The organism is Leucobacter sp. CX87, from assembly GCF_018682295.1.
Classification (GTDB): domain Bacteria; phylum Actinomycetota; class Actinomycetes; order Actinomycetales; family Microbacteriaceae; genus Cx-87.
This window is the reverse complement of the sequence record NZ_JAFIRI010000006.1, coordinates 92,571-114,305: the sequence shown is the minus strand read 5'-3', so window position 1 is coordinate 114,305 and position 21,735 is coordinate 92,571. Positions and strand designations below refer to the sequence as shown.

Genomic DNA, 21,735 nt, shown 5'->3' with positions numbered 1-21,735 from the left:
ACATGACGCAACGATCGCGATCGTGCGCTGGGCATCGTTAGAGGATTTCACAGTGGCGCGCGGGCCCGAATCGGCATACAGCTTCGGCAATTGTGGTACTCAGTACTATTTGAGAACATCAGGATCCGGGCCCTGCCCGTACGAAAGGCACCAGTGAGCGACTTGACGAACCACGCACCCGGCAAGAGGGGTCCCGGCCTCGCTTCCCGCACCCTCGCCGGCTTTATCTTTGCGAGCCGGTGGCTGCAGGCGCCGCTGTACCTCGGGCTGATCGTCGCCCAGTTCGTATATGTCGTCCTCTTCTTCATCGAGCTGTGGCACCTCATTGAGCGCTCGTTTATCGAGGGGCACATCAACGAGACCGACGTCATGCTCAGCGTCCTCGCGCTGATCGACGTCGTGATGATCGCGAACCTGCTCATCATGGTGATCATCGGCGGGTACGAGACGTTCGTCTCGAAGATTCGTGTGAGCGGCCACCACGACGAGCCGGACTGGCTCTCGCATGTCAACGCGAACCTGCTCAAGATCAAGCTGTCGATCTCGATCATTTCGATCTCGTCGATTCACCTCCTCAAGACCTTCATCGAGGTGGGCCGGATGGACGGCGGCATCGTCAGGGACGCGAACGGCACCGTGATCTATTCCACCGAGGGCGTCATGTGGGAGGTCGGCATTCACCTCGCCTTCATCATTTCGGCCCTCGCGCTCGCCTGGATCGACCAGATGAGCAAGAACGGCTCGGGAGCGAAACTGCACGGACTCGACGAGACGCCCATTGCCCCCGCCCCGACCAGAGCCGCGCCGGTCCCCGCAGCCGCCGTCGCGCCCGCCGCAACGTGCAACTGCGCCCACGCGCAGCCGTCGGAACCTGCCGTCAGCCGCTAGCGCCTACCAGGACCGGGACAACCGTTTGATGCGCGCTTCGCGCATCTTCCACGTACTGAAGAGTGCGGGCCAGAACAACCAAGCGAACGGTCCGCTCACCTCGAGGGTGTCGGACCACCCCGCTTCCGGAGCCGAGCCCGGAAGCGGCGTGACCGACATCTGGTGATGCCAGCCATGCAGCACCGCGAGTGGGCCGGAGAGCGGGCCGCCGCGGTCGTGCATCGTGCGGGTCTCGGTGTCGCCGCGAAGGACCCGGGTGTCGGTGACCACGATGGCCTGGCGGCCTAGGGGCAGGATCCCGAGCGCGTTCAGCCCGACCACCATGCGGGTGCCGTTCTCGAGCTGAGTAGGTACTTTCCCCTCCGGGATGAGCCGGAGTAGCGAGCCGTAAACGTTCGCGATGGTGACGGGGTCGTGCATTGCCCGCCAGGCCGAATCGGCGTCGCAGGCGATCTCGAACGAGCGTGTAATTTTCACCGCAGAGCCTCCACCCGCCGGCGTCGCCCTCTCGGCAGACGCTGCCCCCATCATGGCGCATCCGGGCAGTAGCATGAGGGGATGGCGACAATTGTGTGGTTCCGCGACGATCTGCGCGTCGCCGACCACCCGGCGCTCGCGGACGCCGCGAACGACCCCGAGGGCGTCGTGTGCGTCTACGTCTGGGACGAGCAGTCGCCGGAGATCCGCCCGCTCGGCGGGGCGGCGAAGTGGTGGCTGCACCACTCGCTGAGCGCACTGCAGCGCGCACTTGCCGAGCTGGGGGTCCCGCTCGTGCTGCGTCGAGGCGCGGCGGAGCAGGTCATTCCGGCCCTGGTGCGTGAGGGCGGCGCGACTCGGGTGCTCTGGAATCGACGATATGGGCCGGAACGCGAGATCGATGCCCGGCTGAAGTTGGCGCTGCGCGAAGAGGGTGTTGCCGCGAAGTCGTATATCGGGGGACTGCTGCACGAACCGTGGACGGTGCTGACGGGGGAGGGAACACCCTTTCGCGTGTACTCGCCATTCTGGCGCGCCTCGCTTCGCCTGCCCGAACCCGCAGTTCCGATCGCCGCGCCGAGCTCGCTCACCCCTGCGGTGCGCCGTCCCGAGAGTGACCTCCTGGACCACTGGCGGCTGACGCCATCCGCCCCCGACTGGGCGACGGGGTTCGCTAGGCGGTGGACGCCCGGGGAAGCGGCGGCGGACGAGGCGCTCGAAACGTTCCTCGACGAACGAGTGCCCGCGTACGAGTCAGGGCGGGACATTCCCGCGCTCGACGTTACCTCGACCCTGTCACCCCACTTGCGCTGGGGGGAAATCAGCCCCCGCACGGTCTGGCATCGCGCGCTGGCGTCGGGGCAGGACGTTGGCATGTTCCTCTCGGAGCTGGGCTGGCGGGAATTTGCCCACCACACCCGCTTCCATTGGGGAGATCTCGACCAGGAGAACCTGAACCCTCGCTTCAATCAGTTTCCCTGGAGTACCCCCGACCCTGACGATCTTGCGGCGTGGCAGCGCGGACGGACCGGAATTGCCCTGGTCGATGCCGGCATGCGCGAACTGTGGGAGACCGGGTTCATGCACAATCGCGTGCGCATGGTCGCTGCCTCCTTCCTCTCCAAGCACCTCCTGACCGACTGGCGTGTTGGCGAGGCCTGGTTCTGGGACACCCTGGTCGACGCCGACGCCGCCAGCAATCCGTTCAACTGGCAGTGGGTCGCGGGCAGCGGCCTCGATGCGGCGCCGTACTTCCGCGTCTTTAACCCGGTGTTGCAGCAGCACAAGTTCGACGCCGACGAGAGATACGTCCAGCAGTGGGCTCCGGACAGTGTGCTCATTCCGCCGATCGTCGATCTCGCAGCGGGGCGCAAGCGCGCCTTGGAGGCCTACGAGCGGGTGCGCTCAGGCCCCTCTCAAGTGGTCTCCAGATAGGGTCGAACCTATCGGCAGTTCTGAGTCATCCCGCTCTGGCCGCCCCATGCTCCCCGCACCTCGATGCCGTCACGGAGGCCCGTTCTGTCTGCAGCACCCACCCGGCGTCGCGAGCGCCGGTTGCTCCTCCCACTCTTGGTCATCATCGGCGCGGTACTCCTCATCGTGTTGGCCATCGCCGCGCAGGGCGGCTCCCAGTCCGCTGAAGAGGGGCTCGGCGGTGACGCCGGCGAGATCGTCGAGGGCGAGACCGAAGGTCCAGACCTCACCGAGTTCGAGCGGCGCGACCCGGCTGACCCGCTCGCCGCCGGCCCTGTCGACGCACCAGTCGGCCTGATTGTCTTTTCGGACTACCAGTGCCGGTTCTGTGCGCAGTGGAACCTGCAGACGCTGCCCGCGATGATGGAGCTCGCCGACGCCGGCGAGCTGCGCATCGAGTGGCGCGACATCAACGTGTTCGGAGAGGCGTCCGAGCGGGCTGCCCGTGCGTCGCACGCAGCGGCCAAGCAGGGCCAGTTCTGGGAGTACCACGAGCTGCTGTTTGCGAACGGCGAGAGACGTTCCGACGCGGGCCTCACGGACCAGGGGCTCACCGAGCTTGCTGCTTCGCTCGGCTTGGATACCGCGCAGTTCACGACGGACATGAACTCCGCCGAGACCGCGGCAGAGGTCGCCCGCAACGCCGAGCTCGGCATCAACCTGGGCGCCACATCCACCCCGGTGTTCCTGCTCGGCGGGCAACCGATCTCCGGCGCCCAGCCCACCGAGGTCTTCCTCGAGGCCTACGAGACCGCCCGCGCGGCGGCGAAGAGCTAGCCGTGGAGGTCGGCCTCGTCACCGCCTTCCTGGGGGGAGTGCTGGCGATCCTCAGCCCGTGCGGGGCGCTCCTGCTCCCAGCCTTCTTCGCCTCAGTGGCGGGCACCGGCCCGCGGCTCTTGCTGCACGGCGGAGTCTTCTTCGCGGGCCTGCTCGTGGTGCTCGTGCCGCTCGGCGTCGGCATCGGCGCGATCGGCACGCTCTTTGTGACCCATCGCGACGTCATCATCGGGGTCGCGGCCCTCATCCTGGTGGTGCTGGGCATCCTGCAGATCTTCGGCGTCGGCTTCGATCCCAGCAGGATCCTGCCCGGCGGTCGCGAACTGCAGCAGCAGGCAGCCTCACGCGTCGGCTTCGTGAAGACCTTCCTGCTTGGGGCCGCGAGTGGCGTGGCGGGGTTCTGTACCGGGCCGATCCTGGGGGCAGTGCTCACGGTGGCCGCGACCCAGGGGAGCCCGTTGCTCGCCGGGGTGCTCCTCGCCGTCTACGGTGCCGGCATGCTCGTTCCGCTGCTCGCGATCGCCGCGGCGTGGAACCGCATCGGCGCCCGCACCCGCACGGTGCTCCGCGGGCGCAGTTTTACGGTGTTCGGCCGCGAATTCCACACCACGTCGGTCGTGACCGGCACGCTGATTCTGGTCGTCGGTGTGCTGTTCTGGACCACGAACGGCCTGATCAGCGCGCCCGAGCTGCTGCCGACCAGCGTCTCGGCCTGGCTGCAGGGCAAGAGCTCGGTGCTCGCGAGCGCGGCGGTGGACATCGTCGCGATCGTCGCAGTGGCCGCGATCGCGCTTGTGTTGTGGTGGCGAGCCGGGAAGCGCCCGAGCGCGAACTAGGCCGTTTCGATCGCGAGGATCGGGTCGGTCGTGGGCAGGCCCGTCGGCGATCCGCCGGCATCCTCGATCGTCACCGCGACGAGATCGCCCGGCTGCATCTGCTCGCCGAACAGGGCGACGCCCGTCCCCGTGCGCGACGAGAACGTGCCCGCGGGAAGTGGCGTCTCGCCGCGGACGAACCAGAGTTCGAACTCTCGGCCCTCTTCGAGTTTGGGCAGCCCCTCGGCGACGAGGACGGTCTTCCCGAGCGCCTCCGACCAGTGCACGGTCGCGACGCCACCCGCAAAGGTCGTTGAGGCCTGACTTGCGTCGGGGGCGGACTCGATCTGCTGCAGCGCGGTCACTTCGGCGGGCGTCGAGAGCGCCTGAATGAGCGAGCTCGTGCCCAGCGCGATCATGCTCAGCACAGCGACCGATGCGACGAGGGCAAACATGCCACGCTGCCACTTCCGGCGCCGTGTGTACGCCGCGTCGAGGGCCTCTTCGCGGTCGTCCTCGTCCGGTGCCCCCGGCACTGGCGTGGAGTCCGGCCGTGCAGTGGCGTGCGGCCGCGCAGCATCGGGTGTCGACGGTCGAACCGTTGCCCGCGTGCCACGCGAGGCCGGTGGCGCCTGCGGCGCCTGCGCGATTGCGCCAAGAATCTGGTCGCGCAGCATCGCGGGCGGAGCCACCGCGGGCAGCTGCGCGCCGAGCGCCGCCGCGGTCTCTGCGTCGTGGTCGGCGATCTGTGACCACTCCGGGTTGCCAGCACGCGCCGCCGCGAACGCGCGCTCGTCGTCGGGGGAGAGCGCACCGAGGGCGTGCCCGGCCGAGAGTTCACGGAACTCTTGCTCGTTCATCGCCCCACCTCCATTTCCGATCGTAATTGTGACAAGCCGTCGCGCATCCGGGACTTCACGGTGCCCAGCGGTGCGCCGGTGATCGCGGCGACCTCCGACTGCGAATACCCGCCGAAGTACGCGAGCGTCAAGGCTTCCCGCTGCGCCTGCGGGAGCTGCGTGAGCAGCGTCGCGACCCGGGCGCCCTCGATTCGCATGGCGGCCTCGTCGGCCACACTTTCGGACGAGGTGTGTAGCTCGCGAAACCCGGCGAGCATGTCGCGGTCAAAGCTCGCCCGCGAGGCGCGCACCCGGTCCACGGACCTCCGGTGGGCGATGGTCAGGATCCAGGTCCGGGCCAGCCCGCGCTCGGGGTCGAACTTTGGCGCCGACTGCCAGATCTCGAGAAAGACCTCCTGCAAGACTTCTTCGCTCTGCGACCTATCCACGAGCACGCGCAGGATTAGCCCGAACACGCGAGAGGACAGCATGTCGTACAGCTTCGCGAACGCGTCCTCATTGCCGGTGGCGACGTCGCGAAGGAGCACGGAGGCAGGGTCAGCGTCGCCGCTGTGCTCCGGTACTTCACTTCCGTCAATAACCATCTCGATTAGCATGCCCTACTCACCTCCCAAACTCTTCGCGACGTGCCCAGCGCCTAGCCAAATGTGAACGAATAGACCGCGAGGCCTGGGCTCACCTCGACGTCAAGCACGCCCGTCGAGAACTTCCCCGGCTCAATCACCGCGTACGACCTCGGCGTTCCCGAGACCTGGATCTCGCGGACCTTGCCCGACTCGTCCTGTACCCGGAGCGTTCCCGTTCCCGACACGACCATGCGCACTTCGCTCGCCCGGTAGGTCAGCCGGACCTCGCCTGCGCTGCCCTGCGGGGCGGCGAACTGGGTGTCGACCTTCCAGTCCCCGCGAAGGGCGAAGGTGTCGGCCGGCTGCTGCTTCGGGAACGTGTACGCGTTTTCTCCCGGGCGGTAGTCGCCCGGGCCCGCAAAGTTCTTGTCCTTCGACGAGCCGAGGAAGGTCTCGGGCGTCGTTGAGCCGACCTCGGGGGTCTGGTCGGCGACCTCGGTCGCATCGGGCAGGGTGAGCGTCGGGTCCGCGTCCTTCAGGAGCTCTCGGATCATCTGCTCGGTCGCGGCGTAGTTGCCCTCGCCGAACGAGATGTGCCGGACGGTGCCCTTCGCGTCGATGAGGTAGTGCGCCGGCCAGTAGCGGTTGCGGTAGTTCGTCCAGGTGGACAGGTCGTTGTCGAGCGCCACGGGGTACTCGATCCCGAAATCGCGGATCCCGGCGGCGACGTTCTTCGGGTCCTTCTCGAACGCGTACTCGGGGGAGTGCACGCCGATCACCTCGAGCCCCGCGTCCTTATAGGCCTGGTCCCACGCGACGACGTGCGGGATGGAGCGCTGGCAGTTGATGCAGGAGTACGCCCAGAAGTCGATCAGTACGACCTTGCCGCGCAGCTCGTCCAGGCTGACTCCCGCGCCCTCCGGGGTGTTCAGCCACGCTTCGATGCCGCGAATCTCGGGGGCCTGGCCGCACGATTCCAGGGTCTCGGCGCCGTTGGTGCACTGATCCAGCTCGCGGTTCTCGTCGGTGACGAGTCCGCCGAGCGAGAGCGCATCCTTCGCGGCGTCGCTGTCTGCGAGGTCGCGCTGCAGCCCCGCCGTGTAGTCGGGCAGAAGCCGCTGCAGCATCTGCGGAACGTTGAAGGCCAGGCCGACCGCGAGCGCGATCATGGCGACGCCGGCAGTAATGCGCAGAGCCCGCTCGCGGGAGCGGAACGCGCGGATCCGCGTGACGAGGCCGCGCCCGGCGAGCGCGAACGCAAGGAGCGGGATGGCGACGCCGACGGCGAACGAGACGGTCAGGATCACGGTGCCGAGGCCGATCGTGCCGGTCGAGCCAGCGACGATGATCGCGGCAAGCACGGGGCCGGCGCACGGAACAAAGACGGCGCCGAGCGCGAGCCCCATCCCGAAGCCGTTCCCCCGGTCGGAGACCTTGCGCTGTGGCAGCCACTGGAACGGCTTTTCGAGGAGCTGCTCGAAGCGGGGGTTGAGGAACCCGATGCCCAGGATCACGAGCGCTACGATGCCGGCCCAGCGAATCACGTCGGTCGGCAGCCCGAGGAGCCCGAGGAGCAGGGATCCTGCCAGGGTCACAATCGTGAAGCTCACGACGAGCCCGGCGATCACCAAATAGGGGCGACTGGGAGGGGCCGGGATGACCTCGGGCGATTTGCCGGGCAGGCCGGGCCTCGTGCCCGAGGTGAGGAAAATGACCGGAAGCACCGGCAGAATGCACGGTGATATTCCGGTGATCAGTCCGCCGAGCAAACCGATGAGCAGCGTGTCCATGTTGTTCCCCTTAATGGTGTTGCTCAGTATTCGGAGCGGCCGCTGGTTCGGATTGATTTCTTGCCGCTGAAAAGAAATGTGAAAAAGTTCCCATCCGATCTGGCGAGGCCTCCGAATGACCCAGTACAACCGCGGAACACCGTGGTGACATTCACCTGGAGGACATCATGTTCAACACGAAGAACAAGCTCGTCGCAGCGTTTGGCCTGACCCTTGTTGGCGCGTTCACCCTCGCCGGCTGTTCCATGGGTGCCTCCGCGCCAGAGACCGAGACTCCCGCACCGACCAAGTCCGAAAGCTCATCGTCGATGGAGGCTGACGATCCGGCCGCGAACCTCGTCGGATCGGGCTGTGCCGCTTACGCGGAAGCGGTACCGAGCGGAGCAGGCTCCGTTCAGGGCATGTCGCAGGATCCCGTCGCGGTCGCTGCGTCGAATAATCCGCTGCTGACCACGCTGGTGGCCGCCGTCAGCGGGCAGCTGAACCCGAACGTGAACCTGGTCGACACGCTGAACGGCGCCGAGTTCACGGTCTTCGCTCCGGTCGATGACGCATTTGCGAAGATTGACGCCGGCACGATCGACACGCTCAAGACCGACAGCGACCTGCTCAGCAAAATCCTGACGTACCACGTGGTCGCCGGGCAGATTGAGCCGGCCGACATCGTCGGAACCCACACCACTGTCGAGGGCAGCGACCTGACCGTCACGGGCTCGGGCGACAACCTGATGGTGAATGACTCGAAGGTTATCTGCGGTGGCGTGCAGACCGCGAACGCTGTGGTCTACCTCGTCGACTCGGTGCTGATGCCGACGAGCTAGTTCCTCGCACACGCAGGTGAATGGGTGCCCGGTCGATTCTTCGACCGGGCACCCATTCGTTGTGCCGCAGCCCTACGCTGGAGGCGACGAGGCACACGAAATCGAGGAGGCCGGCAGCAATGAGCACGCACACACACGGGGACGAGTCGTCCGCGGGGCAGACCGCAATCGACGAGGACTGGCTCACCGAGATCGTCAGCCAGTGGCCCGGGGCCGAGGCCGCAGTGAAGCCCGAGTGGGACACCTTCGTGCTGACGGTGGGCGGCAAGATTTTCGGCTTGTTTGGCGCAGGCAGCGGCGAGTACCTGATCACCCTGAAGGGTGACCCGCTCGAGAACGTGGGACTGCGCGAGGCGTTCGCCGAGATCATCCCGGGCTACCACGTCAATAAGAAACACTGGAACTCGGTGCGTCTCGGCATCTCGACACTCGCACCCGAACACTTGGCGGAGATGATCGAGGAGTCATACTCGCTCGTGTTCGCCTCGCTCACCAAGAGGTTGCAGGCCGAGATTGTTGACGCCGACACGATGGCGCGGCTCACCCGAGGCGACGAGGACTAGCTCGCGGGTGTCCCGCTGGGCACGTACCCGAGCCGCGTGTCCACCACGTGGCTGAGCGGGCGCCCGGCTTTTCGGTCTCGAAGCAGCTCGACGAAACGCGCGACCAGCGCCTCCTCGAACCCGTCGAAGTCCCCGGCCATGTGCGGCGAGACGAGCACGCGGGGGTCGCCCCACAGCGCGGAAGACTGTGGGAGCGGTTCCTCGGCGAACACGTCGAGACCGGCCCCGGCGAGCTGGCCCGCCGCAAGCCGCGCTTCAAGCGCCGGCTCGTCCACGAGACCCCCGCGGCCGACATTGACGAGATATGCATCGCGCGGCATGGCGGCGAGCACGTCCTCGCTCATCAGGTGCCGGGTCTCGGCGGTGAGCGGCGCGACGAGCACGACGAGCTGCGCGTCCCGCACCTCGCTCGCGAGATCGTCTGATGCGGCGATCCGACCAAACTCCGGATCCTGCAAGACCGCTCGCCGCCCGACGAGCGTGACATGCACGCCGACCGCCCCGAGCAGGCGGGCGGTCTCGCGCCCAATTGCGCCGGTGCCGACGACGACCGCACGTGTGCCGGCCACCATGCGGGTCGTGCGGTGCCGCCAGGTGCGCTGCTGCTGCAGGACGAGCGTCTCCGCAAATCCCTTGCGGTGAGCGATAAACAGGCCGAGCACGTACTCGGCGATCGCGCGATCGAGCACTCCCCGGGAATTCGTCAACGTCACCTCGGACTGGCGCAACGTGGGCGTGATGAGCGCGTTAACCCCGGTCGACGCGGAGTGCACCCAGTTCAGGGTGGCCCCTGCGGTGATCGCCTGGTCGACGAGGCCCGGTTGGTCCTCCCACACCAAAAGCGCGTCGGCGCTGCTCGCTGCTCGGGCCATCGACTCGACGTCGTACACGAGCGAGAGCTCCGCCTGCTCGCGGATCGGCGCGAAGAGACCGTCGAATCTCGGATCGGGCTCGCTGACGACCGCCAGTATGCGCAGTGGTGCCTGAACGTCTTTCATAGTGAGCACGCTACCGTCTGGCGCCCGCCCGCTCATCTCGCTACCGTCTTCCGCGCGCGCGCCGCGTCTCGGCTCAGCTCCGCTTCGATCTCGTGGGCCACGGCCGCGAGAGCCGAATTAGTGGACTCAATCTCGTTGCGAAGGTCGGCGATCACGACGGCGACGTCGGGGACGAGCGAGGGAGTGTTTTTGGGCGCGGACTGCCGAAGGAGTGCCGCGTCGACTTCGAGTGAGGCATCGCGCACGGCCTCGAGCTGCAGGGCCACGGTCGCGATGCGGCGCATGACGCCGGCGCCGCGCTCGCTTGACGCGAGAAAGCTCGACCAGACGCCGAGAGTAGCGGCCAAGCTCTCTCGCTCGGCGGCGACGCTCTCGCGCAGGCGGTGCAGCTCGGCTGGAAGCCGCTCGGCGCTCGGGGTGCCGAGCGAGCCGACCGGCAGGCTCAGGCTGCGCGCCACAATCAGTCCGCGGCTGGGCTCGTTTTGTTCGTCGTCGGCGAGCCCGTGCAGGATCTCGGTGAGGGCCAGCCGGGTCACCGGCGCCCACCGGCGCTCATTCGACCGCTCCATGACTCGATCGATCACGAGTGCGGTGAGTAGGAAGCTCACGAGTCCCGCGGCGAGTCCCGACAACACCACGAGCTCTTGCCACAGGCTGGTGGTGACGTCGATCCAGACGATGACGCCGATGAGGACAAACGCCCCCACGATCGCCGCAATTCGGCGAGCAGACATGCGCACGCAAGGCCCCCATTGTTCTGGGCGCCAGCGTCGTGCGGGCGACCTCAACGTCACCATAATCCACAACGCGGTGCGAACCCAGCCGAACTCAGATGGCGGTACGCGCCGAGTGCGTCGCTAGCTAGAAATCTGCTGGCGTTCCTCGGCGGACACGGGATATTCGACCCCGTCCTCGTCCATCCAGACGATCGAATCAGGCTCTTCCGCAAACGGCTTCGTCATCAGCACGAGAATTGCGCCAGTGTCCGGATCCGTCTTCATCGAGTGCCCCATGGGAAGCCACAATAGCCCCGGTTCTTTGATCGTGACAAGAACGAATTCGCATCCGATCCAGCACTTCCGCTCGGTCACTGAAAATCGATAGCCTGAGCGCATGGACGACGCGGGGGTCACTGCCGGGATGGCCCGCCCCCGAGCCTCCGCGTCCCGCCTGCGGGTCGCGATGCGCCGATGCGCGGCGACATCGGTAGTCGCGCTGGCGGTGGGCCTCGCGGGGTGTGCCCCAGAGCCGATCGTGCACAGCACCCACCCCGAAATGCTGCCGCGCATCGAGCTGGCGGACATTGTTGCTCCGCCGGAGCCGCTCGACGCCGCCGCCGTTCCCGGCCTCTTTCCGCAGCGCATAGTCCCGAGCGGAGCCCCCTGGGCCTCGGCGCGCTGGTCTCAACTGCCAGGTGAAACCCCGTTGAATCTGGAGCAACAGAGCTGGGTGCATGCGGAAATGGGGGCGTTCGCCGGTCAGAGCGGCGCTCCCGCGTTCCATCCTCGTGCGTCGCCTGCGGGAAGCGGGGGAGCCTCGCGCGGGTGCTCCCGGGGCAGCACTCAGGTTGCGGCCGGGATCCTGTTGGCCGACCCGGCGCTCGCCCCGGTGGCTCCCGCGGGAGCGCCCGTGCTGGCGCTCAACTGTGACGTTATCTTCGCTTCGGGTGGGTTGCTCGGCATCCGCTCGCGATCGACGAGCGTGGACGCCGCCGGCGTGCTGAGCGACCTCATCACTGTCGGATATTCCGTCAACGGGGCAGAGCTCGCCCCCGCTGCCGATTTCGTTGACCCGGCGCGGCTGGGGGAGTTGGGGGAACTGCTGCTCGCCTCGCTCGGCTATCGTGACCTCCCCACGATGTTCGTTCCGGCGGCGATCGCCCGCCCCCTCACTGCGGCTGAGAGCGAATCACTCGGGCTCGCGCGCCTGATCGCCGACCCGGTTCCCGCCGCCGACGGTTCGATGGTCTTTGCGATCGCGCTGGCAGATCTGCCCGGTGGTGGGGCTGGTTTCACTCGCCTGGCCGCCTGGGCGAAGTCAGGGGCACTGCGCGGAGCGCACATTGCGGTCCGTGTGGAGCGCCCCGAACGGTGGCTGAGCGAGGGCGGCCGTGCAGCCCTGGGGATCGCGGTTGCCGCGGCGCCCCCCTCCTGGCAGGCCGTGGCCGCGGGGCGGCAGTCGATTGACTGCGGATTAGTTCCCTGCGTTGCGGTGACCTTTGACGATGGGCCCGGGGCGGATTCCGAGCGCCTCCTGCAGGTGTTGGCCGAGACGAACTCCGCGGCGTCGTTCTTCTTGATGGGATCTGCCGTGTCCGTCGCGCCGGGCATGGCCGCCGCAGAACTCGCGAACGGACACACCGTCGCGAACCACTCCTGGAGCCATCCGGATCTGACGAAGCTCTCGAAGGAGCAGGTGCGCGAGCAGGTCATGCAGGCTCAGCGGGCAATCACCGACGCGACCGGATCCGCCCCTCGCTACTTCCGCCCGCCTTATGGGGCGTTGAACTCCGAAGTGATGGCAGAGATCCCGCTGCCGATCGTCCTCTGGTCGATCGACACGAACGACTGGCGTGGCCCCGGGGTGGATGCCCTCGTCGAGCGGGTGTCCGGAGCGGGGCCCGGCGACATCATCCTGTTCCATGACACGCACGCGTCGACCGTCGACGCCATGCCGCGCGTGATCGGCGAACTGCAAGATCGCGGGCTCGAGTTGGTCACGCTCGACGACCTGCTCGGGGACCAGCCGACTGGGGTGCGCATCTCACGCGGATGACCCCACTGGCGGGATCCCGAAACTCCGTTCCGAGCTGGGGAAACGCCCGAGCGACCCCGGCCGATTTGAATTCGCGCGAGCGCCTGTGGCAAGATTAAAGGGTTGCAGGGAACGCAGAGCGAAGAGCAAAGCGGGACAGTAGCAGAACGGCCCCATCGTATAGCGGCCTAGTACGCCGCCCTCTCACGGCGGTAACACGGGTTCAAATCCCGTTGGGGTCACGATGACAAAACGCCCTCTCCATTGCGGAGAGGGCGTTTTGCGTTGTGTGGGGGAACTCCGGCACACCAGCTAAGCTAGGAACTTGCGAAGGGGAGTATCCCGACTTCGCCGCATCGTCAATACGTCGGGCTCCGTTGCCTGGCCGGTGCGGCGGCGGCCAGAATATTCTTGGCCGGGGAGAGACCTTCGGTCGTCGGCATCCCTCGAATGGGGGCCGCCACCCGAAAGGATCCACTGGTGACCTCAGCTCTTCCGCTCTGGTTCGAAATTACCTCGATGGTCGTGCTTGTCGCCGTCCTCGTGTTCGACCTCTTGCTCGTCATTCGCCGTCCGCACATCCCCTCGATGCGGGAATCGAGCCTGTGGGTGGGCTTCTATGTCTTGCTCGCCCTGCTCTTCGCGGGCGCGATGTTCATCATTGGCGACGTGCAGCACGGAAGCGAGTTCCTCGCCGGCTGGCTCACTGAGTACAGCCTGTCGATCGACAACCTCTTCGTCTTCGTCATCATCCTCGGACGCTTCGCCGTCCCGCCTGCCTATCAGCAGCGCGCGCTGATGATCGGCATCGTTCTCGCCCTCATCTTCCGCGGAATCTTCATCATTGCCGGTGCGGCCCTGATCGAGCGCTTCAGCTGGATCTTCTTCATTTTCGGCGCCTGGCTCATCTGGACGGCATGGCAGCAGGTGCGCCACGACGACACCGCGGAGCAGAAAGACAGCGCCTTTGTGCGCTGGATCAAGCGCGTACTGCCGTTCTCGGACGAGTTCGACGGCGGCAAGCTGAGCACGGTGAAGAACGGCAAGAAGATGTGGACGCCGATGCTGCTGGTGCTCATCGCTCTTGGCACGACCGACCTGCTGTTCGCGCTCGACTCGATTCCCGCGATCTTCGGTATCACGCAGAGCCCGTTTATCGTGTTCACGGCCAACGTCTTCGCGCTGATGGGCCTGCGTCAGCTCTACTTCCTGCTCGGCGGCCTGCTCGAGCGCCTGAGCTACCTGCACTTCGGTATCGCCGCGATCCTGGCCTTCATCGGCGTGAAGCTCGTGCTGCACGCGCTGCACACCAACGAGCTGCCGTTCATTAACGGCGGCGAGCACGTGGACTGGGCGCCTGAGATCAGCACCTGGGCCTCGCTGGGCTTCATCGTCAGCGCGATGGCAATCGCGACCATCGCGAGCCTCATCAAGGTGCGCCGCGAGGAGAAGGCGGGCGGCGAACGGATGCACCTCGGCGCTTCCGAGCACCACACCGATTCTGCGAAGAGCGAAGCGCCGACCCAGGACTGACCGTCCGCTCGGTGATAGAATCGCCGGTATGCATACGCGGCGACTTCTCCTTCGACGCCGCGACGGGGCCTAGCCTGCAGCCGACCCCGTCGCGGAGTGTCGCTATGGGCTGACCCCTTTCGAAGAAGAATTGAGACGCACACGCATGACTGAGCACGTACAGACGCGCCCCCGCACCCTGGCTGAAAAGGTCTGGGACGACCACGTAGTGGTGAAGGGCACGGACGGGCAGCCTGACCTCATCTACATCGACCTGCACCTGGTGCACGAGGTCACGAGCCCGCAGGCGTTCGACGGCCTGCGCCTTGCCGACCGGCCGTTGCGCCGCGTCGACCTGACGATCGCGACCGAGGATCACAACACCCCGACGCTGAACATCACGCGGGAGATCGCTGACCCGACGAGCCGCATCCAGATCGAGACACTGCGCACCAACGCCGCCGAGTTCGGCGTGCGCCTGCACTCCCTCGGCGACAAGGAGCAGGGCATCGTCCACGTCGTGGGCCCGCAGCTCGGCTTGACCATGCCCGGCGTGACCGTCGTGTGTGGCGACAGCCACACCTCGACGCACGGTGCGTTCGGTGCGATGGCTTTCGGCATCGGCACGAGCGAGGTCGAGCACGTCATGGCTACGCAGACTCTGCCGCTCAAGCCGTTCAAGACCATGGCGATCAACGTCGAGGGCGAGCTGCGCCCGGGGGTCACGGCGAAGGACATCATCCTCGCGGTGATCGCGAAGATCGGCACCGGCGGGGGACAGGGCTACGTGCTCGAGTACCGTGGCTCGGCGATCCGCGGACTGTCGATGGACGGCCGCATGACGATCTGCAACATGTCGATCGAGGCCGGCGCCCGCGCCGGCATGGTCGCCCCCGACGAGACCACGTACGCGTTCCTGAAGGGGCGCGATCACGCTCCCAAGGGCGCCGAGTGGGACGCGGCGGTCGAGTATTGGAACACCCTCCCGACCGACGAGGACGCGGTCTTCGACGCCGAGGTGTCGATTGATGCGAGCGCACTCGAGCCCTTCGTGACCTGGGGCACGAACCCTGGCCAGGGCGTTCTGCTCAGCGAGAACGTGCCGAACCCGGCCGACATCGCCGATCCGAACGAGCGCGCCGCCGCTGAGCGCGCGCTCGAGTACATGGACATCGAAGCCGGTACGCCGATGAAGGAGATCCCGGTCGACGCGGTCTTCATGGGCTCTTGCACGAACAGCCGCATGGACGACCTGCGCGCGTTCACTAGCCTGATTGCCGGCAAGCAGAAGGCCGAGGGCGTGCGCGTCATGGTCGTGCCCGGCTCGGCCCGCGTGCGCCTCGAGGCCGAGGCCGAAGGCCTCGACAAGATCGTTGAGGCGTTCGGCGCCGAGTGGCGCTTCGCCGGTTGCTCGATGTGCCTCGGCATGAACCCCGATCAGTTGGCGCCCGGCGAGCGCTGCGCGTCGACCTCCAACCGCAACTTCGAGGGTCGCCAGGGCAAGGGCGGGCGCACGCACCTCGTGTCGCCGCTCGTCGCCGCCGCGACCGCGATTCGCGGCACCCTGTCGAGCCCGTGGGATCTCGCCGCGGACGAGGCAAACGGCATCACTCACGACGCAGTGGCCTCGGCCGCCGCAACGCAGGAGGCGTAAGGATCATGGACAAGTTCACCACCCTGACCGGCATCGCCGCTCCGCTCAAGCGCGGCAACGTCGACACGGACCAGATCATCCCCGCCGTCTACCTTAAGCGCGTCACGAAGACGGGCTTCGAGGACGCCCTGTTCGCCGGCTGGCGCCAGGACCCGGAGTTCGTGCTCAACCAGCCCGCCTTTCAGGGCGCGCAGGTGCTCGTGGCGGGCCCCGACTTCGGCACCGGATCCTCGCGCGAGCACGCCGTGTGGGCGCTGCGTGACTTCGGCTTCAAGGTCGTCATCTCGCCCCGCTTCGGCGACATCTTCCGCGGCAATTCGGGCAAGCAGGGCCTGCTCGCCGCGCAGGTCGAGGAAGACGACGTGAAGGAGATCTGGGCCGCCCTTGAGGCGAAGCCTGGCCTCGAGATCACCGTCAGCCTCGAGGACCGTGAGGTGCGTTTCGGGGACCGCAAGGTTTCTTTCCAGATCGACGACTACACTCGGTGGCGCTTGATGGAGGGACTCGACGATATCTCGTTGACGCTCCAGAACGAACAGGCGATTACCGACTTTGAGGCGCGTCGGGCGGCCTGGCTGCCCACCACTCTTCCGGTACAGACCGCGTAATTTAAGGATCCAGTGACCAAGAACGAATCGGCAGCCCTCCCGGAGGACGCCCAGCAGGAAGTGTCCCGAATCGGCTTGACCTCCGACGAGATTCTGATCAACGGCGGGCGTCCCCTTCAGGGTCGCATCGAGGTGCGCGGGGCGAAGAACCTCGTCCCCAAGGCGATGGTGGCGGCGCTGCTCGGCAAGACCCCGAGCGTGCTGCGCAACGTCCCGAACATTTCGGACGTTCGCGTCGTCGCGGGGCTGCTCGCCCTGCACGGCGTACTGATTACTCGCGGTGAAGCAGGCGAGTGGCGTCTCGACCCGTCGAACGTCGAGATGGCCCACAAGGCCGACATCGACGCGCACGCCGGGTCCTCGCGCATCCCGATCCTGTTCTGCGGACCGCTGCTGCACCGTCTCGGCGAGGCGTTCATCCCCGACCTCGGCGGCTGCCGCATCGGTGACCGCCCGATCGACTTCCACCTCGACGCGCTGCGCGCATTCGGTGCGGTCATCGAGAAGCTGCCGAGCGGGATCCTGCTGAAGGCGCCGAAGCGTCTCAAGGGCACGAACATCGAGCTGCCCTACCCGTCGGTCGGCGCGACCGAGCAGGTGCTGCTCACGGCGGTGCTCGCCGAGGGTCAGACCGAGCTGCGCAATGCGGCGATCGAGCCCGAGATCATCGACCTCATCTGTATCCTGCAGAAGATGGGCGCGATCATCACGGTTGAGCCCAACCGGGTCATCTTCATCGAGGGTGTCGACGAGCTTCGCGGCTACCAGCACCGCGCGATCTTCGACCGCAACGAGGCCGCGAGCTGGGCCTCGGCCGCGCTCGCGACCAAGGGCGACGTGTTTGTCGGCGGCGCGAAGCAGGAAGAGCTTATGACCTTCCTGAACGTCTTCCGCAAGGTCGGCGGCGACTTCGACGTGCACGACGACGGCATCCGGTTCTTCCACCCGGGTGGCGAGCTCAAGCCGGTCACGATCGAGACCGACGTGCACCCGGGGTTCATGACGGACTGGCAGCAGCCGCTCGTCGTCGCGCTGACCCAGGCGCAGGGCACCTCGACCATTCACGAGACCGTGTACGAGAACCGCTTCGGCTTCACGCGCGCGCTCAACCAGATGGGCGCCGAGATCGCCGTCTACGAGGACGGGCTGCACGACAAGAACCGCCGCGTGAAGCGTCGCGACTTCGAGCAGGCCGCCGTCATTACTGGTCCGACGCACCTCACGGGTGCTGAGATTGAGGTGCCCGACCTGCGTGGGGGCTTCAGCTACCTCATCGCCGCGCTGACCGCCGAGGGGCAGACCAAGGTCACGAATCTCGGCATCATCTCGCGCGGCTACGAGGACTTCATCACGAAGCTGCGCCAGCTCGGCGCTGACTTCGTGTTCGAAGCCTAGGCCGAACAATCTGCATGCCGTGTCGCGTTCGTCGCGGCGCGGCATGCGATGTGCGGGATACTTGAAACATGCGTGAAACCGTGAAGCTCAAGAGCCGCCGTTCGGCGGAAATGCGCAAGCCGTCGGCTTTCTGGGTGCTGGCGGGTTTGATCCTGCCCATCTGGTCGGCCATGGTGCGCTATCGGTTTACGCCGGAGTCGAAACTGCCTCAGTCGGGCCCCTTCATCTTGGCTCCGAACCACTTCAGCGAGATTGACCCGATCACGATGGGCGCCGCCGTCTGGCACCTCGGTCGCCTGCCCCGCTTTATGGCGAAGGCGAGCCTGTTCAAGGTTCCCGTGCTCGGCTTTCTCATGCGGGCGACCGGTCAGATTCCGGTCGAGCGTGCCGGATCGCGGCCCGAGCCCGGAAAGAACCCGCTGAGCGCAGCCAACACCCTGATTGAGAACCAGTCCTCTGTGATCGTGTACCCCGAGGGAACACTCACGCGTGACCCCGACCTCTGGCCCATGCGCGGCAAGGCGGGCGCGGTGCGTCTCGCGCTCGAATCGGGCATCCCGCTCATTCCGGCGGCGCACTGGGGCAGTCAACGCTTGATGCCGCGCTACGGCAAGAAGATCAAGCCGTTTCCGCGCAAGACCGTTGAGGTAATCATCGGCGAGCCGCTGGACCTGTCGCGGTTCACCGGGCGCCCCATTGACGCCCGCCTCCTCAACGAGGCGACCGACGTGCTGATGCAGGAGATCGCCCGCCTGCTCGGCGAGCTCCGGGGCGAGACCCCGCCGCCCGAGCGCTGGGATCCTGCGAGCCACCACCAGTCCGAAACGGGCCGGTTTTGAGTGCGGTAGCCGGGGCAAACCCGGCTGACGGCGCCGCACGTCGCAACAAGGGCCGCAAGGTCGCCGTCATCGGCTCAGGCAGCTGGGGCACGACGTTCGCCAAGATCCTGGCCGACGCCGGCTGCGACGTCACGATCTGGGCGCGACGCCCCGAGGTGGCCCAGGAGATCCAGGTCGCAAAGCGCAACAGTCAGTACCTGCCGGGAATCAACCTGCCCAAGACGCTGCAGGCGACCTCGTCGCTCGCGCAGGCCGTGACCGGCGCCTCGCTCGTGTTCCTCGCCGTGCCGAGCCAGACAATCCGCGAGAACCTCGGTGAGATCGAACCGTTCCTTGGGCGTCGAGCGATCGTGGTCAGCCTCGTGAAGGGGCTCGAGCGCACGACGACCATGCGGATCTCCGAGGTCATCGCCGATGTGCTCGACCTTGAGCCGGAGCGCATCGCGGTCGTGTCGGGCCCGAACCTCGCGCTCGAGATCGCGAAGGAGCAGCCCACCGGGGCGGTCGCCTCGTGCGTCGACCTGCAGGTGGCCCAGGAAGTCGCGACGGCGGCCTCGGCCCCGTACTTCCGCACGTTCGTGAACTCGGACGTCATCGGCACCGAGCTGGGCGGCGTGCTCAAGAACCTCATCGCGCTCGCCATCGGCATCGTCGACGGGGTCGGCTACGGCGAAAACACCAAGGCCGCGATCATCACGCGCGGTCTCGTCGAGATGACCGACTTCTCGGTGGCACAGGGGGCCGACCCGTCGACCCTGACCGGCCTCGCGGGGCTCGGCGACCTCATCGCGACCTGCCAGTCCCCGCTCTCGCGCAACAACACGGCGGGGCGCCTGATCGGCCAGGGGTACACGCAGGAAGAGACCCGCGAGCAGATGCAGCAGGTCGCCGAGGGCATCACCTCGGTGAAGCCGGTGCTCGAGCTCGCGCAGGAACGAGGCGTCACGATGCCGATCGTCGAGCAGGTGCAAATGGTGCTGAACGGCACGATGGCGCCGAAGGACCTCGGCCCACACCTCGCGACCTCCGACACCGTGCCGCAGCCCGAGTCGGGCCTCGGCGGGAACGAACACACGAGCGTCTGGCAGCGGCTGTCGCGACGATGGAAGGGAACTCAGGCATGAGCGGGACCGAGGCAATGACGGCGTCGCGACAGACGGTCGTGCTGCTGCACGGCGGGCGCTCGAGCGAGCACGAGATCAGCTGCGTCACCGCCGCCGGGATCCTCGCCGCCATCGATCGGTCGCGGTTCGACGTGATCTCGGTCGGCATCACCGGGGAGGGCGCGATGGTGCTCGTCCCCGAGGAGCTCATGGTCTACGCGATCGACGCCGAGGCGATGCCGCGCGTCGTCGACAACGGATCGCGCGTGCTCTGGCCCGAGTCGACCCAGTCGCGCGAGCTGCGCGTGATCGAGGCGGACGGCACGCTGCGCTCGTTGGGAGACGTCGACGTCGTGATCCCGATGCTGCACGGCCCCTTCGGCGAGGACGGCACCGTGCAAGGCCTCTGCGAGCTCGTCGACCTGCCCTATGTGGGTTCGGGCGTGCTCGGCTCGGCGCTCTGCATGGACAAGCACCTCGCGAAGACCGTGCTCGCCGCGGCCGGCATCGCCGTGGCGCCCTGGCGCACCGTCACCCGGGCGCAGCTCGACCGCGACCCGTCGCTCGCCGCGCGCCTCGACGAGGGCCTGCACTACCCGCTGTTCGTCAAGCCCGCCCGCGCCGGCTCCTCGGTCGGGGTCAGCCGAGTCACTGAGCCCGAGCAGCTGCCCGCGGCGCTCGAGGTCGCCTTCGCTGAGGACCGCTCGGTGCTCATCGAGTCGGGCGTGACCGGCCGGGAGGTCGAAATCGGCGTGCTCGCCGGACGTAACGGCGGCAGCCCGCGCACGAGCTCGGTGATCGGGGAGATCGTGTTCTCCGGCCGAGACTTCTACGACTACGAGGCGAAGTACCTCGGCGCCGCCGGCGTTTCGCTTGCGCTGCCGGCGGAGGTCACGGAGGCCGAGTTCGCGTCGATCCAGGACGCGGCGATCCGTTCGTTTGAGGCGACGCAGTGCGCCGGCTACGCCCGGATCGACTTCTTCCTCACCGATCGCGGCCCAGTCATCAACGAGATCAACACGCTGCCCGGGTTCACCCCGGTCTCGATGTTCCCTTCGCTGTGGGAGGCCTCCGGCCTCGCGTACCGCGACCTCATCACCGAGCTCATCGAGCTGGCGCTCGAGACGGAGCGGTAGGGGTTTTCCCGCGAGTCTCGCTGTCGGGCGGGGCGTCGTCGCCTGCCTCGACTGCCCGCCGCCTCGGCCGCGCGGTGAATCATTCCGGAAATGACAATCATGCTGCAGCGTTTGGGCTCAAGTGGTGCAGCATGATTGTCATTTCCGACATGTATGACTGGGCGAGCGAGCGCCGCCCTCGGAATTACTCCGGGTTGCCGGGGATGTCGTCGTTGTCGGTGACGGCCGAGCACTGACGCGTCTGCGGCAGCAACTGCGCGACGGCGGAGAGCTCGGTGACCACCGTCGTCCCGCTCACCTTCTCCGAGTCGACAATGACCTCGAGCCCGGGCTCGCGGCCGTAGGCCTCGAAGCGGAAGAGGGGCTCCCGCGAGCGGTCGATGATCCAGTCGATGCCGTCGACCGACACGCACTGGTCGGTCGTGGGCCCGCTTGGCTCGATGCCGCACTTCAGCAGCACCGCGGCGGGATCGCCCCAGGCGCCCGTAGCCTGCGCGTTCGTGTGGCGAAGCGGCAGTTCGCCGATCGTCTCGGGCAGGCGCACGATGACATCGGCGCAGGCCGGGTCGTTCGCGTTTGCCGTGGGCTCCATGGGGACGTCGCCCGCGCAGCCCGTGAGGACGGCGACGGCGGCCGTCGCGATGATGAGCGCGGGGGCAAGGGCACGTCGATTCAGCACGCATCCAGCGTAGCGGGCGCGGCTGGG

22 protein-coding genes and 1 tRNA gene are annotated in these 21,735 nt (G+C 67.1%); 15 read left to right on the top strand and 8 right to left on the bottom strand.

Features of this window, described 5'->3' with window-relative positions; all coding sequences use genetic code 11:
• Positions 1–153 precede the first annotated feature (153 nt).
• Complete coding sequence (locus KOE53_RS09795; RefSeq protein ID WP_215401693.1) at positions 154–888, top strand: TIGR00645 family protein; 735 nt, start codon at positions 154–156, stop codon at positions 886–888.
• Positions 889–891: 3 nt separating this feature from the next.
• On the opposite strand, the gene KOE53_RS09790 is transcribed toward KOE53_RS09795, so the two are convergent.
• Positions 892–1,365: a hypothetical protein gene (locus KOE53_RS09790; protein ID WP_188058333.1), complete on the bottom strand. Its 474-nt coding sequence runs from the start codon at positions 1,363–1,365 to the stop codon at positions 892–894.
• Between the two features lie 81 nt (positions 1,366–1,446).
• Here KOE53_RS09790 and KOE53_RS09785 point away from each other — a divergent pair, with 81 nt between their 5' ends.
• The 3 genes from KOE53_RS09785 (at position 1,447) to KOE53_RS09775 (ending at position 4,451) form a co-directional block, all read left to right on the top strand.
• Positions 1,447–2,799 (top strand): cryptochrome/photolyase family protein, encoded by a 1,353-nt coding sequence (locus tag KOE53_RS09785; RefSeq protein WP_188058332.1) that lies wholly within the window; start codon positions 1,447–1,449, stop codon positions 2,797–2,799.
• Positions 2,800–2,919: 120 nt separating this feature from the next.
• Complete coding sequence (locus KOE53_RS09780; protein WP_251364285.1) at positions 2,920–3,615, top strand: DsbA family protein; 696 nt, start codon at positions 2,920–2,922, stop codon at positions 3,613–3,615.
• Positions 3,616–3,617: 2 nt separating this feature from the next.
• The gene (locus KOE53_RS09775) at positions 3,618–4,451 is read left to right on the top strand and encodes a cytochrome c biogenesis CcdA family protein (RefSeq protein WP_188058330.1); all 834 of its coding nucleotides are present in this window, start codon (positions 3,618–3,620) and stop codon (positions 4,449–4,451) included.
• On the opposite strand, the gene KOE53_RS09770 is transcribed toward KOE53_RS09775, so the two are convergent.
• Genes KOE53_RS09770 through KOE53_RS09760 form a run of 3 tightly spaced genes read right to left on the bottom strand, consistent with a single transcriptional unit; the run spans position 4,448 to position 7,646 of the window.
• Positions 4,448–5,290 carry an anti-sigma factor gene (locus KOE53_RS09770; protein ID WP_188058329.1) on the bottom strand — a complete coding sequence of 281 codons (843 nt, stop codon included), beginning with the start codon at positions 5,288–5,290 and terminating at the stop codon, positions 4,448–4,450. The two genes, KOE53_RS09775 and KOE53_RS09770, sit on opposite strands and share 4 nt — an antisense overlap.
• Positions 5,287–5,886, bottom strand: a complete 600-nt coding sequence (gene sigK / locus KOE53_RS09765) for an ECF RNA polymerase sigma factor SigK (RefSeq protein WP_188058328.1) — start codon at positions 5,884–5,886, stop codon at positions 5,287–5,289. The genes KOE53_RS09770 and sigK overlap by 4 nt, the downstream gene beginning before the upstream one ends.
• Positions 5,887–5,927: 41 nt before the next feature.
• Positions 5,928–7,646, bottom strand: a complete 1,719-nt coding sequence (locus tag KOE53_RS09760; RefSeq protein WP_188058327.1) for a cytochrome c biogenesis protein DipZ — start codon at positions 7,644–7,646, stop codon at positions 5,928–5,930.
• Positions 7,647–7,813: 167 nt separating this feature from the next.
• Here KOE53_RS09760 and KOE53_RS09755 point away from each other — a divergent pair, with 167 nt between their 5' ends.
• Together KOE53_RS09755 and KOE53_RS09750 are read left to right on the top strand one after the other, a co-directional pair.
• Complete coding sequence (locus tag KOE53_RS09755; RefSeq protein WP_188044501.1) at positions 7,814–8,467, top strand: fasciclin domain-containing protein; 654 nt, start codon at positions 7,814–7,816, stop codon at positions 8,465–8,467.
• 119 nt (positions 8,468–8,586) lie between these two features.
• A complete protein-coding gene (locus tag KOE53_RS09750; protein ID WP_188044500.1) occupies positions 8,587–9,030 on the top strand; it encodes an MmcQ/YjbR family DNA-binding protein in 444 nt (147 codons plus the stop codon).
• Here the strand turns inward: KOE53_RS09750 and KOE53_RS09745 are convergent.
• The 3 genes from KOE53_RS09745 to KOE53_RS09735 form a co-directional block, all read right to left on the bottom strand.
• A complete protein-coding gene (locus tag KOE53_RS09745; protein WP_188058326.1) occupies positions 9,027–10,028 on the bottom strand; it encodes a D-2-hydroxyacid dehydrogenase in 1,002 nt (333 codons plus the stop codon). The genes KOE53_RS09750 and KOE53_RS09745 overlap by 4 nt on opposite strands.
• Positions 10,029–10,060: 32 nt before the next feature.
• Positions 10,061–10,762, bottom strand: coding sequence for a hypothetical protein (locus tag KOE53_RS09740; RefSeq protein ID WP_188058325.1), 702 nt, complete (start codon positions 10,760–10,762; stop codon positions 10,061–10,063).
• 123 nt (positions 10,763–10,885) lie between these two features.
• On the bottom strand, positions 10,886–11,029 hold the full coding sequence (locus tag KOE53_RS09735; RefSeq protein ID WP_188058324.1) for a hypothetical protein: 144 nt from the start codon (positions 11,027–11,029) through the stop codon (positions 10,886–10,888).
• A 112-nt stretch (positions 11,030–11,141) separates the two neighbouring features.
• On the opposite strand from KOE53_RS09735, the gene KOE53_RS09730 reads away from it, so the two are divergent.
• The 9 genes from KOE53_RS09730 (at position 11,142) to KOE53_RS09690 (ending at position 21,029) form a co-directional block, all read left to right on the top strand.
• Positions 11,142–12,803, top strand: coding sequence for a polysaccharide deacetylase family protein (locus KOE53_RS09730; protein WP_188058323.1), 1,662 nt, complete (start codon positions 11,142–11,144; stop codon positions 12,801–12,803).
• A gap of 148 nt (positions 12,804–12,951) precedes the next feature.
• A tRNA-Glu gene (locus tag KOE53_RS09725) sits at positions 12,952–13,024 on the top strand.
• A 238-nt stretch (positions 13,025–13,262) separates the two neighbouring features.
• Positions 13,263–14,315, top strand: coding sequence for a TerC family protein (locus KOE53_RS09720; RefSeq protein ID WP_188044497.1), 1,053 nt, complete (start codon positions 13,263–13,265; stop codon positions 14,313–14,315).
• Positions 14,316–14,460: 145 nt separating this feature from the next.
• Positions 14,461–15,948, top strand: coding sequence for a 3-isopropylmalate dehydratase large subunit (leuC, locus tag KOE53_RS09715; RefSeq protein ID WP_188044496.1), 1,488 nt, complete (start codon positions 14,461–14,463; stop codon positions 15,946–15,948).
• Positions 15,949–15,953: 5 nt separating this feature from the next.
• Positions 15,954–16,556, top strand: a complete 603-nt coding sequence (gene leuD / locus KOE53_RS09710) for a 3-isopropylmalate dehydratase small subunit (RefSeq protein WP_188058322.1) — start codon at positions 15,954–15,956, stop codon at positions 16,554–16,556.
• A gap of 69 nt (positions 16,557–16,625) precedes the next feature.
• Entirely contained in the window at positions 16,626–17,951 is a 1,326-nt protein-coding gene (gene murA / locus KOE53_RS09705; protein WP_188044725.1) for a UDP-N-acetylglucosamine 1-carboxyvinyltransferase, read from the top strand.
• A gap of 68 nt (positions 17,952–18,019) precedes the next feature.
• On the top strand, positions 18,020–18,790 hold the full coding sequence (locus KOE53_RS09700) for a lysophospholipid acyltransferase family protein (RefSeq protein WP_188044494.1): 771 nt from the start codon (positions 18,020–18,022) through the stop codon (positions 18,788–18,790).
• Positions 18,787–19,914 carry an NAD(P)H-dependent glycerol-3-phosphate dehydrogenase gene (locus KOE53_RS09695; RefSeq protein WP_188044493.1) on the top strand — a complete coding sequence of 376 codons (1,128 nt, stop codon included), beginning with the start codon at positions 18,787–18,789 and terminating at the stop codon, positions 19,912–19,914. Before KOE53_RS09700 ends, KOE53_RS09695 begins: the two co-directional genes overlap by 4 nt.
• The gene (locus KOE53_RS09690; RefSeq protein WP_251364284.1) at positions 19,911–21,029 is read left to right on the top strand and encodes a D-alanine--D-alanine ligase family protein; all 1,119 of its coding nucleotides are present in this window, start codon (positions 19,911–19,913) and stop codon (positions 21,027–21,029) included. Before KOE53_RS09695 ends, KOE53_RS09690 begins: the two co-directional genes overlap by 4 nt.
• A gap of 184 nt (positions 21,030–21,213) precedes the next feature.
• On the opposite strand, the gene KOE53_RS09685 is transcribed toward KOE53_RS09690, so the two are convergent.
• Positions 21,214–21,708: a DUF3515 family protein gene (locus tag KOE53_RS09685; RefSeq protein ID WP_353055630.1), complete on the bottom strand. Its 495-nt coding sequence runs from the start codon at positions 21,706–21,708 to the stop codon at positions 21,214–21,216.
• Between the last annotated feature and the right edge of the window lie 27 nt (positions 21,709–21,735).